Annotated in this window: 13 protein-coding genes and 1 pseudogene; 8 read left to right on the top strand and 6 right to left on the bottom strand. The window is 61.9% G+C overall.

The genetic code is table 11. The features are described from left to right. Positions 1-34: 34 nt before the first annotated feature. Both ACQKEK_RS17395 and ACQKEK_RS17390 read left to right on the top strand, forming a co-directional pair. Positions 35-811 (top strand): annotated as a pseudogene (locus ACQKEK_RS17395) (PAS domain-containing protein); the annotation flags it as partial. After that, entirely contained in the window at positions 791-1,348 is a 558-nt protein-coding gene (locus ACQKEK_RS17390; RefSeq protein ID WP_371916883.1) for a methyl-accepting chemotaxis protein, read from the top strand. The pseudogene ACQKEK_RS17395 and the gene ACQKEK_RS17390, both read left to right, overlap by 21 nt. Positions 1,349-1,499: 151 nt before the next feature. On the opposite strand, the gene ACQKEK_RS17385 is transcribed toward ACQKEK_RS17390, so the two are convergent. Together ACQKEK_RS17385 and ACQKEK_RS17380 are read right to left on the bottom strand one after the other, a co-directional pair. Continuing rightward, complete coding sequence (locus tag ACQKEK_RS17385) at positions 1,500-2,690, bottom strand: sugar transporter (protein ID WP_499143913.1); 1,191 nt, start codon at positions 2,688-2,690, stop codon at positions 1,500-1,502. Between the two features lie 677 nt (positions 2,691-3,367). Next, positions 3,368-3,805: a hypothetical protein gene (locus ACQKEK_RS17380; RefSeq protein ID WP_499143914.1), complete on the bottom strand. Its 438-nt coding sequence runs from the start codon at positions 3,803-3,805 to the stop codon at positions 3,368-3,370. A gap of 240 nt (positions 3,806-4,045) precedes the next feature. Between ACQKEK_RS17380 and ACQKEK_RS17375 the strand changes: the two genes are divergently transcribed. After that, complete coding sequence (locus tag ACQKEK_RS17375) at positions 4,046-4,909, top strand: SDR family oxidoreductase (protein ID WP_499143915.1); 864 nt, start codon at positions 4,046-4,048, stop codon at positions 4,907-4,909. Positions 4,910-5,116: 207 nt separating this feature from the next. Next, complete coding sequence (locus ACQKEK_RS17370; protein ID WP_499143916.1) at positions 5,117-5,713, top strand: hypothetical protein; 597 nt, start codon at positions 5,117-5,119, stop codon at positions 5,711-5,713. A gap of 86 nt (positions 5,714-5,799) precedes the next feature. Here the strand turns inward: ACQKEK_RS17370 and ACQKEK_RS17365 are convergent, their stop codons facing one another. The 4 genes from ACQKEK_RS17365 to ACQKEK_RS17350 all read right to left on the bottom strand — a co-directional run bounded on the left by ACQKEK_RS17365 (position 5,800) and on the right by ACQKEK_RS17350 (position 9,505). Then, a complete protein-coding gene (locus ACQKEK_RS17365; protein ID WP_499143975.1) occupies positions 5,800-6,546 on the bottom strand; it encodes a dienelactone hydrolase family protein in 747 nt (248 codons plus the stop codon). A gap of 150 nt (positions 6,547-6,696) precedes the next feature. Then, on the bottom strand, positions 6,697-7,449 hold the full coding sequence (locus tag ACQKEK_RS17360; RefSeq protein ID WP_499143917.1) for a DUF72 domain-containing protein: 753 nt from the start codon (positions 7,447-7,449) through the stop codon (positions 6,697-6,699). 35 nt (positions 7,450-7,484) lie between these two features. Next, positions 7,485-8,321: a penicillin-insensitive murein endopeptidase gene (gene mepA, locus ACQKEK_RS17355; RefSeq protein ID WP_499143918.1), complete on the bottom strand. Its 837-nt coding sequence runs from the start codon at positions 8,319-8,321 to the stop codon at positions 7,485-7,487. 38 nt (positions 8,322-8,359) lie between these two features. After that, positions 8,360-9,505 carry an alpha/beta hydrolase family protein gene (locus ACQKEK_RS17350; RefSeq protein WP_499143919.1) on the bottom strand — a complete coding sequence of 382 codons (1,146 nt, stop codon included), beginning with the start codon at positions 9,503-9,505 and terminating at the stop codon, positions 8,360-8,362. Positions 9,506-9,669: 164 nt separating this feature from the next. On the opposite strand from ACQKEK_RS17350, the gene ACQKEK_RS17345 reads away from it, so the two are divergent. The 4 genes from ACQKEK_RS17345 to ACQKEK_RS17330 all read left to right on the top strand — a co-directional run bounded on the left by ACQKEK_RS17345 (position 9,670) and on the right by ACQKEK_RS17330 (position 15,716). Beyond that, positions 9,670-12,105: a helicase-related protein gene (locus ACQKEK_RS17345; protein WP_499143920.1), complete on the top strand. Its 2,436-nt coding sequence runs from the start codon at positions 9,670-9,672 to the stop codon at positions 12,103-12,105. A 199-nt stretch (positions 12,106-12,304) separates the two neighbouring features. Continuing rightward, the gene (locus ACQKEK_RS17340) at positions 12,305-13,336 is read left to right on the top strand and encodes an ion channel (RefSeq protein WP_499143921.1); all 1,032 of its coding nucleotides are present in this window, start codon (positions 12,305-12,307) and stop codon (positions 13,334-13,336) included. A 203-nt stretch (positions 13,337-13,539) separates the two neighbouring features. Beyond that, positions 13,540-13,965 carry a DUF1810 domain-containing protein gene (locus tag ACQKEK_RS17335; protein ID WP_499143922.1) on the top strand — a complete coding sequence of 142 codons (426 nt, stop codon included), beginning with the start codon at positions 13,540-13,542 and terminating at the stop codon, positions 13,963-13,965. A gap of 95 nt (positions 13,966-14,060) precedes the next feature. Continuing rightward, on the top strand, positions 14,061-15,716 hold the full coding sequence (locus ACQKEK_RS17330) for an FMN-binding glutamate synthase family protein (RefSeq protein WP_499143923.1): 1,656 nt from the start codon (positions 14,061-14,063) through the stop codon (positions 15,714-15,716). The last annotated feature ends 201 nt before the right edge of the window (positions 15,717-15,917 follow it).

Raw genomic sequence — 15,917 nt, 5'->3', positions numbered from 1 at the left:
GAGCGGTTACGTCCACTCAGCTTCCGGTGCTTTCATGTTCAACAGCCACCTCAAAAAACAAGTCGAAGACCAGGCTGTAGAACTGTCGCTGCTCCGGCAGCTTCGCGATCAAATGAACGCAACGATGCTGTCGATCACCCTCGACACCGAGTTTCGAATGGTGGCCGTCAACCAGAAATTCGCGCAGACGCTCGGCTACAAGGTCGAGCAACTGCAAGGCCGCGCCATGGCGGATATCGTCCCGGCCTATGTAAAAAGCCTGCCCTGCTTTCATAATTTCCGAGCGGCCGTGTCCAAGCTCGAACCCGTCAGCGACGACTATCGTTTTCTGCGCACCGACGGCAGCCTTGCCTGGCTGCACATCGATTGGTATCCGGTCCTGAACGCCCAAGGCAAGTTGCTGCACATGAGCGGGTACGCCCGTGAAGTGACGAAAGAGCTGCAGCTGGCAAAGGAGAACGAAGCGTTCATTAAGGCGCTGCTGCGTTCTACCGCGGTCATTCAGTTCAATCTGGACGGCACCATAGTCTCGGCCAACGACCAGTTCCTGCAAGGCATGGGCTATTCGCTCAAGCAGATCGTGGGCAAGCACCACAGCATGTTCTGCACCCCGGAAGAAGCGTCTTCCCAGCAGTACAAGACCTTCTGGCAAACGCTAAATCGCGGCGAATTCGTTGCGAACCGCTTCAAGCGCATCGACAGCATGGGCCGGGACGTCTGGCTGGAAGCGACTTACAACCCCGTCTATGACACCGAAGGCAAGCTGTGCAAAGTGGTCAAGTTCGCCAGTGTGGTCAGCGATCAGGTCGCACGTGAGGAAGAGGTCCGGGAGGCGGCGAGCATCGCCTATGACGTGTCGCGCAAGACCGACACCAGCGCCGAGCGCGGCGCCGTGGTGGTCAAGGATACAGTTGCGACCATGAAACGCATCGCCGAGGAGGTCGAATCAGCCACCCAGGGTATCGAGGCGCTGGGCCAGCAATCGCACCTGATCAGCTCCATCGTCCAGACCATTGGGGGCATCGCTGCACAAACCAACCTGCTCGCACTCAACGCCGCCATCGAAGCCGCACGCGCCGGCGAACAGGGTCGCGGGTTTGCCGTAGTCGCCGACGAAGTTCGCCAACTGGCCGGCCGCACCAGCGCCGCTACTGAAGAGATCGTCAGTGTGGTGCAGAAGAACCAGGCGCTGGTCGACGAAGCCGTACGGGAAATGGCCAACAGCCGCGAGCAAGCAGCTCAAGGGCTGTCGCTGGCCAACCAGGCGGGCGAGGTGATCGTCGAAATCCAGGACGGTGCCAAACAGGTCGTTAGCGCGGTGGGTCGCTTCGCCAACGAACTGCATTGACGGGATGGCTGGCTACGCTCCCCCACCATTGACGGCTGATACCGGAATCGACGTCGCCAGGGACTTCGTCAACGGAGCACTCAGCTTCTCGGCCAAGCCTAGCCCTCGCAGCAACGAGGGATCACTGCCCCGCTGCCCCTGCCCCAACGCGTCAGAGCGCAGCGCTGCCCACCGGTCTGGCGAAGCGATAGGTCGCAAAGCAGCACAGCACGACGCCGCTCAGTGCCAACAGGCCGCCAACGATGCCAACATTGCTAAGGCCGAGATGAACGGTGACCAGGCTGCCCAGCAGCGCACCGCCACCAATGCCGATGTTGTAGATGCCCGAGAACAAGGCCATGGCGACATCAGTTGCGTCGGAAGCCAGGTTCAAGACCTTGGTTTGCAACGCCAGACCAAAGCACATCCCGGCAATCCCCCAGACAACGACCAACATGCCCAGCAACGAGCTGTCGCGTGCCGCCGGCAGCAACAGCAGCAAGCAGGTCGCCATGACCGAGATCGCCGCGATCATGAAGCCCTTGGGATAGCGCCCGCTGTAGCGGCTGAAGAGGAAGGAGCCGAGGATGCCGGCACCACCGAACAGCAGCAGCAACACGGTGGTCATGTCCCCGCTCAAATGCGCGATGGTCTGCGCGAAGGGCTCGATGTAGGTGTAAGCCGTGAACTGGGCGGTAATCACCAGCGCCGTCAGCATATAGGTCGCCACCAGTGCCGGGCGCTTGAACAGCACCGGCAGGCTGCGCAGCGAGCCGGAATTTTGGCTTGGCAGCAGCGGCAAGGTCCGCGCGAGAACCAGCACAACCAGCGCGGCGACCCCGGCAATCGCCAGAAAGGTGGTGCGCCAACCCAGCGCCTCGCCGACGACACGGCCCAGCGGAATGCCCAGCACCATGGCCAGTGCGCTGCCGGTAGCCAGCAGTCCCAGCGCCTGCGCCTGTTTGCCAGCCGGGGCGACGCGCACGGCCAGCGAGGCGGTAATCGACCAGAACACCGCGTGGGACAGTGCGATGCCGATGCGGCTGACCATCAGCATGCCGAAACTCGACGCCACGCTGGACACCAGATGGCTGCCGATGAACACCACGAACACGAAGATAAGCAGGGTTCGTCGCTCGACATTGCGGGTCAGCAGCATCATCGGCAGCGACATCAGCGCGACCACCCAAGCGTAGATGGTCAACATCAGCCCGACCTGAGACGGCGGCATATCGAACGACCGACCGATGTCGCTCAACAAGGCGACCGGGACGAATTCCGTCGTGTTGAAAATAAAAGCGGCCAGGGCCAGCGCGATAACGCTGAGCCAACTCCCGCCGTAGGAGCTTTGCGATTCGTTCATGTGGGCGACGTCTGAAAACTGCTGTTCACTCGGCAACCGCAACGCGCCAGGACGGCACAGTGCAGTGTGACGAAGAAGGTGTAAGGGATGGCCGTTCCATCACCTGCCACCACGCAGATCGCCCGCGGCGCAGGTAATGCACGCAGGATGGCAGCGTAAGCGTTGGAGGTGCGAAGAGGGACAGCTGGAGCGGCGCGGATTCTACGCCTGCAGTCGGTCGATGTCAGGCCGGAAAAGTATCTGGCGACCGGTGGCAGACCTGCAGCGCACCTGCAGCGAACTGTCCGCACCGGTACGACATGGACAAGTCGCGGATCACGCTGCTGTAGGAGCCAGCTTGCTGGCGATCCGCGCCTGCGCGGTGCCGAAAAGATCGCCAGCAAGCTGGCTCCTACACGGGACAACGCCAGCGAAGGTAGTCGTGGCGCTGCGAGGTGCGGAATCCTGCAGTCGGTCGCTGTTAGGCCGAGCAGGCATCTCGCGACCGATAACAGACCTGCAGCACCGTACCTGTAGCGAACTGCGCGAACCCTTACGACATCACGCTGTTGTAGGAGCCAGCTTGCTGGCGATCCACGCCTCTTCGGTGTCGAAAAGATCGCCAGCAAGCTGGCTCCTACAGGGGCAACGCCAGCGAAGGTAGTCGTGGCGCTGCTAGGGGCGTTCAGGCGTGAGCGTTATCGATTGAAGTAAGCGCGGGCGCGCTCGACCTCGGCAGCCGTCGGCTTGTAGCTGGTCCACTGATCCTGCTCTTTCTTCTTGTAGCGAATCACGCCTTGCGCCACGTCGAACTCGTAGAACGGATAGACCTCACGCAGGTTGTAGAACGCGGCCGGCGCGAAGAACAGGATGTCAGCGACAAGATAGCCACTGTTGAACTTGAGCGGGACGATCCCGTACATCGGTTCCATGCCGTCCTGCGTAGCGCGGAAGCGGTACTGACCGAAGCTGGTCGCCTTGTAGGTCTTGTTTACGGGGTTTTTCAGTACCAGCGGAGCATCGTCGTTGATCTTGACAGCGAGGCTCGGGTCGCTGGAGCGCAGCGAAGTGGTGGCAGTACAGGCGGACAACAGCGCAGCGAGCAGCGGCAGTGTCAGGAGTTGCTTGGTTTTCATGGTCATTCCCTTGCAGATGGTAGGCGTGAACGGCCATGACATCCCTACGCTGGGGTGCTGCGGCCGTCCGTGGCGGGCGGCACTATAGGCCAGCGCAAATACATGGCCAAGCGCCATCTAGCTATACAGCGCCTTTCCCGATCATCGGTCACCACCGGACGCCCACTCGGCACTCCGCCGAAACTTTCCCGCCAGGCACCAGCCGTACGTACAGAACCCACTTTCATGTCTGGAGTACCTATGGCTTATCCGAAGATCCACGCACAGAAACAGGACCGCTTGCCCGGTCTGGAACGCGAGCTGCAGCCACCGGCCGAGTTCATTCGCGACAGTTACAAGGGCAGCGGAAAGCTCGCTGGCAAGGTCGCGCTGGTCAGCGGTGGCGACAGCGGCATCGGCCGCGCGGCAGCGGTGCACTTCGCCCGAGAAGGCGCCGACGTAGCGATCATGTACCTCGATGAGCATCAGGATGCCGAAGACGCCAAGCGCATGATCGAAGCCGAGGGGCAGCGCTGCCTGCTGCTGCCAGGCGACATCCGCGACAGCAGCCACTGCAACGACGCGGTGGAGCAAACGGTGAAGACGTTCGGCCAATTGGACGTGCTGGTGAACAATGCCGGACGCCAGGAAGTCCAGACGCGGCTCGAGGACATCACCGATGAGCAGTGGGAGAAGACCTTCGCCACGAACATTCATGGCTACTTCTATCTCACCCGTGCTGCACTGCCTCACCTCAAGGCTGGCGCCTCGATCATCAACACTACGTCGATCAATTCCTTTATCGGCAACCCGATGCTGGTCGATTACACCTCGACCAAGGGCGCCATCGACGGCTTCACACGCGCCCTGTCGCAGCAGCTGATCGAGCGCGACGTTCGCGTCAACCAGATCGCCCCTGGCCCGATCTGGACGCCGCTACAACCGCCATCGCTGGGCAAGCACGACCCGGAACTGCTCGAAGACTTCGGCAGCCAGATGCCCATGGGACGCTGCGGCCAGCCATCCGAGCTAGGCCCGGCCTACGTCTATCTGGCATGCGAGGACTCGTCCTATGTCAGCGGCCAGACCATCCACATCAACGGCGGCAAGGTGGTGAATGGCTGAGCCGGCCATATGCCCATCGGGCCGCGCCAGTTACCGGCGCGGCCCGCTCAGGTACCCGGCGTCCGAATCATTGGGTAATGACCCGCTACGGAACCATCCACCTGGCTCACCCGCCCAACAATCAGGACGGCACGCACTCACCTGACCGGTCGAGACGCTCGCCGCATATATGAACCGCAGCCTGGTCTGCATACCCAAGGTGAAGTCATGCCCCAGATCCTCCTAGCGGCGTTTGATCGTTACGCCCAAGCCGAGCAAGTCAAAACCGAGCTCCTGAGCAAAGGGATAACCAGCGACGCCATCCAGATTTCCGCATCCTTCAACCCGGACACTGTGGATAGCAGCCGCGTGGAGGTAATCGGCGAAGAGCCGAACGATGACGCCACGGTCGCCGAAAAGCTTGGCAGCTTCTTTCACAAGGTCTTCGGCAATGATTCCAGCCAGCACGCCGGTCGTTATCCGGAGGCCGCCCGGCGCGGCTCGACCATCGTGACCGTCACGCTGGATACCGATGATGAAGTCGCCATGGTCGAAGCGTTGATGGAGCGCAACGGCGCGATCGATATCGACGAGCGCAGCGCCAGCTGGGGTGAAGAGGAAGCGACCCCTGTCACCGCCAGCACCGAAACGTTGACCACTGGCTATCCCGATGCCACCTCACTCAGTGTCGACGAACGCGAACTGGACGGAACGGCCAGCGGAGATCGCGGCGCCGCCGAGGGCTCGATTCCCGGGCGTGCCGAGAACGACAAGGCTGGGCGGCGTGACAACACGGCTGGGCGTGTGCGGATCGTTCCGCGCTGAGATCATTTGCCGACCCGCGCAGGTCAGCCTCCATCTTTTTTGGATAGCGGCTGACCTGACGCAACCGACCGCAACCTCCGGTCGCATCACTGCGAGACAAACACCTCATCGAGCAGACTGTTCATGGCCTGAAATGCCCGCTCGGCCACTTCCGGATTGAACTCGTTGCGCCCAGGCACGTTGGCGTAAGGGTCGGTGAAGGAATGCACGGCGTTGCCATAGATATTCATCTGCCAGTCGACATCGGTGGCTTTCATCTCGGCGATGAACGCATCGACCTGTTCTTTCGGCACCGCCGGGTCGTCGGCACCGTGCAGCACCAGCACTGGTGACTTGATCTGCTTGGCGTCGTCCGGGGTCGGCGTATCGAGGTTTCCATGGAACGAGACAAAGGCGTCCAGATCGGAGCCGGACCGGGCCAACTCAAGCACTGCACCGCCGCCAAAGCAGAAACCGATCGCCGCCATCTTGCCGGTATCCAGCGCCACCACCTGCTGCGACCTGAACGCCTCGACCGCAGCCTGGGCCCGTTTGCGCATCAGCGGACGATCGCCACGTACCGATGTAGCCGCTGCCTTGGCTTCGTCCGGATTGGATGGGCGCACCGCCTTGCCGTAGAGGTCGGCCATGAATACGACGTACTTATCCCCCGCCGCGCGCGCCGCCTTTTCAGCGGAGCGCTCGGTGACGCCCAGCCAGTTGGGCACCATCAGCAAGCCGGGCCGCGGCGTGGTGACCGAATCGTCATAGACGAGCAGCCCCTCATAGGTTTCACCGGCGATCTCATAGGCATGTGGCTTGACCACCACCGCCGCTTCGGCGGCACCGACCATCCCGGCCAGCGCCAGGGCAATACACGTCTTGTTCATGGAGGCGTTCCTGCTCAGTGAGACGACTGTTCAACGGTAGCGGAAAACCCAGACCGTACCGGCTGGCCTTACCTTCAGACCATTTCGGTTTGTGTCGGCACCTTGCGAGCAGGGTCAAATCTGCTTGAGGCGATGCTGCAGTGCTAGCGCATTAGCAGTCGCCGCCCCGCTGGCGGTGTTGTCGAAAATGCACCAGCTGGCTGTGTCCGCTGGTTGCGTAGCGCTTCGCTCGGCCAGCCGATCGGTCAAGCAGTCGAGCCAATCATCACCATACGAGGAGTAGTAGATGCGCGGCGAGCCATGCAGACGGTAATAACCGAAGCCATCCCAACCGCCCGGCTCGGCCGCCGCCGGAAAAGGCGCCGGGTCAGCCGCGACCCGTGCTATTCGAGCGTCCTGAAGCACTGGCTCGGCATCGAGCCAGCTCGGATGGCGAGGCTCGATTGCCACCAGCCCGTCATAACGTGCTCTCAACGAGTCGATGAATGCACGGGCGACGCTCGGTTCGTAAACCAGCGAAGGGGGTAGCTGCACCAGCAGGCAGCCTAGCTTGTCAGCCAAATGGTCGCACTCGTGCAGAAACTGTTCGATCAGTTGATCGCAGCCATTCAGCCGCCGTTCATGGGTGATCTGCTTGGGTACCTTGACGCTGAAACGAAACCCGACCGGCACGCTTTCCGCCCACTTGGCGTAGGTCGTGGGCCGATGGGCACGATAAAACGAGCTGTTGATCTCGACAGCGGGTAAACGAGCCGCGTAGCGCTGCAGGTGCGTGCCCTCCGCTGTAAACGCCGGCCATTGCTCGCGCGGCAAGCTCCAACCGGCGGTGCCGAGCAGAACGGAGGATGTTTCGCTGGCGATGCTCACCGGACCGCTCCCGTTACGTTTCGCATCCCAGCCGTCTACTGACTGAACACAGCGGCGCAGGCAGCGGGCAGCCGGCGACTCGGGCTGGCCATTGCCTCGGGGCGCGGGGTCGGGAGGATCGCTTTACAGCCCTCGCCCGGTGGCGGCGGTGGCTGGTCGACACACTCTGTCGAGCCCTCCGGACAGCGCAGACGAACATGCAGATGTTCGTCATGAAACGGCCATGGGCGGATGCGTTGCAGCCAGGCGCGCTCGTCCCATTCACGCTCACAGAGGTCTCGTTTGACCGCGGCATCGACGAAGATGCGCGTCACCCGTGGATCTTGCGCGGCAAGGCGGATCAGCTCGGCGTGCTGATCGGTCCATCGTTTGCTGTCCAGTTCCCCGGTGGTTTCGTCGACCAGGATGGGTTGTTCGAGGCCCTCGCGCTCGCTGCGGGCAAGCGGCGGCAGATCCAGACGGAACCAGATGTCGACGTCCAGACCGCTCTGGTGGCTAACGTGCCCGTAGGACATCGGGCCGCCGCGCGGCTGCGCCATATCGCCGACGAGCATGGGCCCGATGCCAGCCCCATCCAGCCGGCGGCCAAGGTCCTGGATGTAATCAAGCAGCGCGGGATGCCCGTAGTGACGGTTACGCTGCATATCGACGGCCTGGTAACCCTCACCTTCGGGCGGCAGCTGGACCGCGCCAGCCAGACACGCCGCGCCATGCTTACCGAAGATTCGCGGCTCGCCGGGTAGCGGCTCGGTGACGCTGGACCAGTCCCGGTCCGCCGCGTTGACCGCAGAAACCATCCATCCGACCAGACCGCAGGCCGCCAGTACCCGCCTGCAAAGGTGACTCGACATGCTGAGGTGTTGACTGCTCATAGCGACTTCGGAGTCCTTGTATCGAACTGAATCTTGCATCACCGCTGCTGACGCGAAAGCCATTCCAGCCCAGGCCGGTAAAGCATGTCGTGCTCGCCTTCGAACAGCACCAGCTCGGTCGGACCCGACTTCAGGTACAGCAACACATCAGCATCCGCCTCGGCGAACTGCGGGAATTGCTCGCTGCCCTTGGCCGATCGTTGGCGCAATGCATCCGGGACCTGGCGAGTCTCCATCAGCTGGTCGATCTGCTCCTGAGGAATTCGATCCCCTTCCTTCGCCAGGTCGTTGAAGGCATGAAGCGCCTGCTCAGGCGGAACGGTGGTGTCATCGATGCCGTGAGCGATCAGCACGCGAATATCGCCCGCCACCTCCGGCACATAGCTGCTCGGGCTGCGCTTGCGGCATTCATCAAAGGCGCTGGAGCCCTGGGTCGGCTCGCCGCCACAGGCCTGCTCGATTTCACCGGCGTACTTTTCGCCGCGCGCTTTGTTCCACTGGTGCCAGGTCACCAGGTCATAAACCGGCACCCAAGCTGCAACGCCAGCAAACACGTCGGGATTACGACTCGCCAGGTGCAGTGCGTTCATCGCGCCGCCCGAATAGCCGAGCAGGTAGATTCGCGACTCGTCAATTTCAGCATGTTCTCGCGCATATTCGAGCGCATCCTGCATGTCAGAAATCGCCAGATCGGAGGCGGTCGATTCGGGACGACCATCGTTCTGACCTCGGAAGTTCGGGTGAATGAACACCCAGTCGTTTGCAATCGCGAACTGGCCCAGCGGAATGTCGATGTTCTGCAGGTAATCGGTGCTCCAGCTGTGCAGCACCATGAGCAGCGGCTTTTCCTTGTCTGAACCTGAGTCGTAGAACAGGGCTGCCTGCTCACTATCGTCGGCACTGGATGGGATCTTGATGTCTTTTATTTCCGGCGTTGCTTCACGCCAGCGCGAGAGTTCGGCTATCGCCAGACCCCCAGGATAATTGGTGACCCGCAGGAGATCGCTGGGGTGCTTCAGATCCTCAGCCTGAACGCTCCCGACGCCAGCAGCGGCCAGCATCAATATTCCGAGCATGACCGCACGGATGGCCCGCCCGACCAGATCGTTGGCGCGCCATGACGGACCATCGCCCACTGAAACGGCCTGTAGTGAGCAGCTGCTTTCTCCGTTGCGAAGCACCATAGCCGTTGTCTCCCGCGAGTCGGTTTCGGACGTATAGAATTTGCGACTCCGAGCATCCCCATACGTTCGTCTGCGAGCCGACGCATGGCCGCCTGCCGTGCCGCTCGTATTGCGCGGCCCGATTGTCCAAACTGGCAGCACCCCTGATCAGAGAGGCGTCGATCATGCGCAAGGCCGAAGCCAAACACCGCCAGACCCACAAACTCGAAAGACTTCAGCGCTTTTTGGACTGGGCCAGCGAGCGCCATCCCGATTTCGCGCCGAAGAAAAATCACCAGGAGAAATGGTTCAGCACCTACCTCGGCCATCAGCCACCCGAAATCGGCCGCGCAGCGCGGTTGTTCTGGCTTGGGCTGGACGAGCCCACGGTCGAGGCGGAACTTGAGGACGCCGAATCGACTGGCCTGATCGCCCGACTGCTGAACCGGGACGTGAACGATTTCAGTTGTACCGTCGACATCTTCGGTATTGAGAAGTCGCTGGATTGCGGTCCGGTGCAGAACCTGCTGGAACCCGAATTTGCGCTACGCATCGACGATAGCCAGTCGACCGATGACTTTGAACGCAACGTCTGCGCTGCGGTGCAGGCCCTGGTCCGGGATCGCCTGCATGTCCTGGAGAAGCCGTTCACCAGCCTCAGCGAAGAACAGAAAGCCCAATGCCTGGAGCGTCTGCCCGTGCGGCTTTCACGCCTCGACGATTTTGCGGGGCGCGCCGTCGACATCGTCAACGAGGTCAAGCACGAGCTGCGCTATGTGGTCGAGCTGCGCCACGGGGACGTCGCCCTGGACATGCAAAGGCGCATTCCGGGCGGCCAGGGCCATGTGCTCAGCGAGCACGAAGTCGCGCAGCTCAAAGACGAAGACCGTCAGGCGATGAATGCCAAGTTCGAGATGATGATCGAGGAAGCGCAGGACTTCGATCTGCAGCTGCTCGGCGAGAAGCGCCTGACCGAAGTCTTCATGATGGAGCCGAAAAAGCTGCGCCGGACCATCCGTTTCGCCCGCGAGGACAATCGCGAAAAAATGGCCTTCGCCGTGCTGCTGGAGAACAACCCGCGCTTCGTCCATTACCACAAGCTCTACGCCGCGCGGCGCATCACTCGCACCTGGACCGCCCTGCTCGGCCCGACCAACAGCGGCAAGACCTACCAGGCGATCCAGGCCATGACCGGCGTGACTCACGCTATCTACCTGTCGCCGCTGCGCCTGATGGCCCTGGAAAACCAGGAACGCATCGAATCCATGGGCGTGCCCTGCTCGTTGGTCACCGGTGAAGAGGAAATCATCCGCGAAGGTGCCACCCACTATTGTTGCACCGTCGAGGAATTCGCCCGCTTCCGTCACGAGTCCTGGGACGTGGTGGTGATCGACGAAGTGCAGATGATGGCCGACTCGCAACGCGGCTGGGCCTGGGTCGATGCGCTGGTCAGCGCCTACACTCAGGACCTGATCATGACTGGCCCGGAGCTGATCCAGCCGTCGCTGAAAACCCTTTGCGATCTCTGCGAAGACCAACTGGTAGTCAAGCACACCAAACGACTTTCACCCGTGGACGTGGCGCGCCGCTCGACCAACCTCAAGCAGCTCGATGCCGGCTCCATGCTCGTTGCCTTCAGCCGCAGAACGGTCCTCGAGCTCAAGGCGATGCTGGAAATGACCGGCAAGAGCGTCTCGGTGGTCTACGGCGCGCTGTCACCGGAAGTACGCCGCGAGCAGGCACGCCGCTTTCGTGAGGGCGAGGCGGACCTCATGGTCGCCACAGATGCGGTAGGCATGGGCCTGAACATGCCAGCCCATACGCTGTGCTTCTATACCGACGAGAAGTACGACGGCATCCAGAACCGCCAGCTGAAGGTGCAGGAGGTCAAGCAGATCGGCGGCCGCGCCGGGCGCTTCGGTCATCACGACAGCGGCCTCATCACCGCGCTGGACGGGCAGACGCTGCAGTCGATCAAGCGCCTTTTTCACAGCGCGGATCTGCCAGTGGACCTGACGCAGTTCCAGGTAAGGCCCTCCATCGAGCACCTGCAAGCCATCTCCGAACTGATGAACGAGCCGAGCCTGTTGCGGGCCTGGCTGACGTTCAACCGCAACATCAACTACGGCGACGAATTCATATCGATCCTGCCCGACGAGCTGGCGGAATGGATCAAGCTGATCGACGACCCGACCATCGACCTGCCGTTGCGCTGGATCTTCGCTTGCACGCCGATTCGCGGCGGGCTGGACAGCCCGGCCAGCATCTTCGCCCAGCAATGGCTGAAGAAGGTCGCGCAGGACAAAGAGATTCCATTGCCGCGGCTGATCATCGATGCCGACCTGGCCACTTTGGAAAGCTCGCTGCACGTCATCGAAACCTACCTGCATCTGGCGCGCACGCTGCCGGCACACTTCCCGGCGCTGGAGCAGGCCGAAGAGCACCGCAGCCTGCTCAACGGTGCCATCACGCGCGAGCTTTCACGCCAGCGCAAGCCACGCAGCTCGGATCGCCGACGCATGTCAGGCGAAACGCGCAGTTGCAAGGGCTGTGGCAAGGCCATGCCGATGGCCGCACGCAAGTTTCGGCTGTGCCAGAGCTGTTTTCGTGAGCAGCGCTAGGACAGTTCGCACGATCGACTAAACCGCCGCTCAGACGCCCACCACTACGCCACTCAGTTTCCGCTGCTAGCCCATGGCGGGCAGCGAGGCTGGCAAGCTGCGGCTTCGGCCCTTAGGATGCGGCAGGTCTATAGCGTGACCGGGGCCATTCAGAGCCTCGTTGCGATGGCCATTACCGAAAGCCATGGAGTCAGGGCCGATGTCGATCATTATTCAGTTGCGCAGGCAACTGGCTGCGGTTACCAGCCGATTTGGCTGGGCCGCACTTTTATTCGCGCTCGCGGTGCACGCCGGCGTGTCCTATCTCGGCCTGCGCCTGTTCGCCGAGGCGCCACTCACCGAGCTGAAGACCTTCGTCTACTTCTATCTGACCACCGCACTGACCGTCGGCTACGGTGACTTCTCACCGCAGACCGCTGGCGGTCGCATCTTTGTTTCCACCTGGCTGATGGTCGGCGGCATCGCGCTGCTGACCGCCGTCATCGGCAAAACCACCAATTCCATAATTGCAGTCTGGAGGAAAGGCATGAAAGGCAAAGGAACGTTCGCCACCTGTACGGGCCATACCGTTGTGATCGGTTGGGAAGGCGAAATCAGCGAGCGTGTCGTCGAGCTGCTGCATGAAGACGAAACCTCCAATGACCACCTGATCGTCATCTGCGACACGGTGCTCGAAGAAAACCCGATGCCAGGCAAGACCGAGTTCATCCATGGCGAGAGCCTGTCGTCCCTGGCATTGCTGCAGCGCGCCGGGGTGAAAGGGGCCGAACGCACGCTGGTGCGCACCGGCTCGGACGACCTGACGCTCGCGGTCGTGCTGACCATCAACCAGCTCAATCCGATCGGCCATGTGGTTGCCCATTTCAGCAGCAGCGAGACCGCCCGACTGGCGCGCAGCTATGCGCCCAAACTGGAATGCACCTCCAGCATGGCCATCGAGATGCTGGTGCGCTCATCGCAGGACCCGGGCTCCTCGGTGATCATCAATGAGTTGCTGAGCGTCGGCCAGGGCGCGACCCAATACCGCCTGCTACTGCCCGAGAGCTACGAAAGCACGGTCGGCGCGTTGTACAAGCAATTGAAAGACCGGCACAACGCGACGCTGATCGGCTACCGCGCCAAGGACCAGACCCAACCAATCATCAACCCGGGCAACGAAATCGCAGTGCGCGGCGGCGAGCTGTTCTATATCGCCAACACACGCCTTGCCGGCCTGGGTGACGCCAGCTGAGCATGACGCTGCGCCGAGCGGACATGCCCCTGTAGGGCCGAATGTATTCGGCCCTAAGATCGCCGATGAGCCCAATGAAGCCCCGCGGACGCTGACTCACCTGGCCTGCCATCGACGACACCCGGCTCTCGCTCCCTCCATCTCGGGAATCAACCCCGCCATCCCGGCTCTGATTAGGACAGTCTGAGCAATCGGGAGGCACCATGAGCGACCCACACGACCTGCAGCGATTCGTTGACGCCCAGCACTCGATCTACGACCGCGCGCTGGCGGAACTCGAAGCCGGCCACAAGCAAAGCCACTGGATGTGGTTCATCTTTCCGCAGATAGCAGGCCTCGGCCACAGCGACATGGCGCGTCGCTACGCCATCAAGGATGCGGACGAAGCGACGGCCTATCTAGAGCACCCGCTGCTCGGGCCTCGCCTGGAGCAATGCGCGCAAGCTCTGCTCGCCCATGCCGAGCGTCCGGCACGGCAGATTCTGGGTTCGCCCGACGACATGAAGCTGCGCTCGAGCATGACGCTGTTCGCTGCCGTTGCGCCTGAACGGTCGACGTTTCAAACGGTGCTGGATGCGTTCTTCGCGGCCGATCCCGACCCGGCGACGCTATCGCGCCTGGATCGTTAAGCAGCTCGGCACAGACCTCTGATAGGCGGACCGAGGCCGGTACGATAGGCTTCTCGCTTTATGGCAGGTCCGCCGCCCCTCACACAGGTGCACAGATGAATCTCTCGCTGCTCAGCCGTTACGCTTTTTTCGTCCTGTGCGCTGCCACTGCCGTGCTGTGCCTCCCTTTCCTGAGCCACCCTTGGGTGTGGCCGTTGTTCGTCGTCACGGCGTTGCTGACCCTTATCGGTATTCGTGATCTTCGCCAGTGCGAACACGCCGTTCGGCGCAATTATCCGATCCTCGGCAACATCCGATACCTGGTCGAAGGCATCCGTCCGGAGATTCGTCAGTACCTGCTTGAAAGCGATCAGGAGCGCGTACCGTTTTCCCGGGCACAGCGCTCGCTCGTCTATGCACGGGCGAAAAACGAGGTGGATGACAAACCCTTCGGCACCCTTATCGACGTATACGAACCGGGATACGAATGCATCGGCCATTCGATCCGCACCGCAGCGGTCAGCGATCCCGAAACCTTCCGCGTGTCGATCGGCGGGCCGCAGTGTGAGCAGCCCTACTCCGCTTCGGTATTCAACATTTCAGCGATGAGCTTCGGCTCGCTCAGTGGCAATGCGATCCAGGCGTTGAACCGAGGCGCCAAGCTCGGTGGCTTCTACCACGACACAGGCGAAGGCAGCATCAGCAGCTACCATCGCCAGCACGGCGGGGATCTGGTCTGGGAACTGGGCAGCGGTTACTTCGGTTGTCGAACCGAAAGCGGTGCATTCGATCCGGATCGCTTCGCCGTTCAGGCACGGGATCCCCAGGTCAAGATGATCGAGATCAAGCTGAGCCAAGGCGCCAAACCAGGACACGGCGGCATCTTGCCGGGGCGCAAGGTCAACGCGGAAATCGCGTCCACCCGCGGCGTGCCGGAGGGCGTGGACTGCATTTCCCCCGCGAGCCATAGCGCCTTCAGCACACCGTTGGAGCTGATGAATTTCATCGCCAGCCTGCGCGAACTGTCCGGCGGCAAGCCGGTCGGTTTCAAGCTGTGCATCGGCCATCCGTGGGAGTTCGTCGGCATCGTCAAGTCGATGCTGCAGAGCGGTATCTATCCGGATTTCATCGTGGTCGATGGCAAGGAAGGCGGCACGGGCGCGGCGCCCGTCGAGTTCACCAACCACATAGGCATGCCACTGCGCGAGAGCCTGCTGTTCGTGCATAACGTGCTGGTCGGCTGCAATCTGCGCGAGCACATTCGCATCGGTGCCAGCGGCAAGATCGTCAGCGCCTTCGACATCGCCAGCGTCCTGGCCATGGGCGCAGACTGGGTGAACTCGGCTCGTGGGTTCATGTTCGCGATCGGCTGCATTCAGTCGCAGCATTGCCACACCAATCGCTGCCCCACCGGCGTTGCCACCCAGGACCCGCTGCGCCAACGCGCACTGGTGGTGCCGGACAAGGCCGACCGAGTGTTCAGCTTTCACCGCAACACCGTGCACGCGCTGGCCGAACTGCTTGCAGCTGCCGGCTTGTCACATCCTGCCGAATTGGGCCCGCATCACCTGATCCGGCGCGTCAGCTCAACGGAAATCAAGCTGTTCTCGCAGCTCTACTATTTCGTCCAGCCCGGTGCGCTGTTGAGGCCAAAGATCGACAGCGAGTTCTTCGCCAGGATCTGGAGCATGGCCCAGGCAGACAGCTTCGAAGCCATGCCGCAGAAAACTGAGCGTGGGGCCGCGCAGGTCGAGGAACCACTGATCAGTTAACCTCTCCAACCAGCGGATCGCAGCCAGCCTCCGAGGTCGTTGCGATCCGACTGCGTCAATGGCCGCGCTTTTGCCGGCCAGCAGGTCCTGTGGCTACCGCGTTGAAACCTGGCTGACAGCCGCTCAGGCCATCATTTGCGCGCCGGAATTTTGCCACTCTCGACAGGCACACCGCTATTTCGTCAGCTTTCCGTTGAAATG

The organism is Pseudomonas sp. NPDC077408, assembly GCF_050269105.1.
Classification (GTDB): Bacteria; Pseudomonadota; Gammaproteobacteria; order Pseudomonadales; family Pseudomonadaceae; genus Stutzerimonas.
The sequence above is the reverse complement of the archived record's forward strand: the minus strand, read 5'-3'. Positions and strand labels throughout refer to the sequence as shown.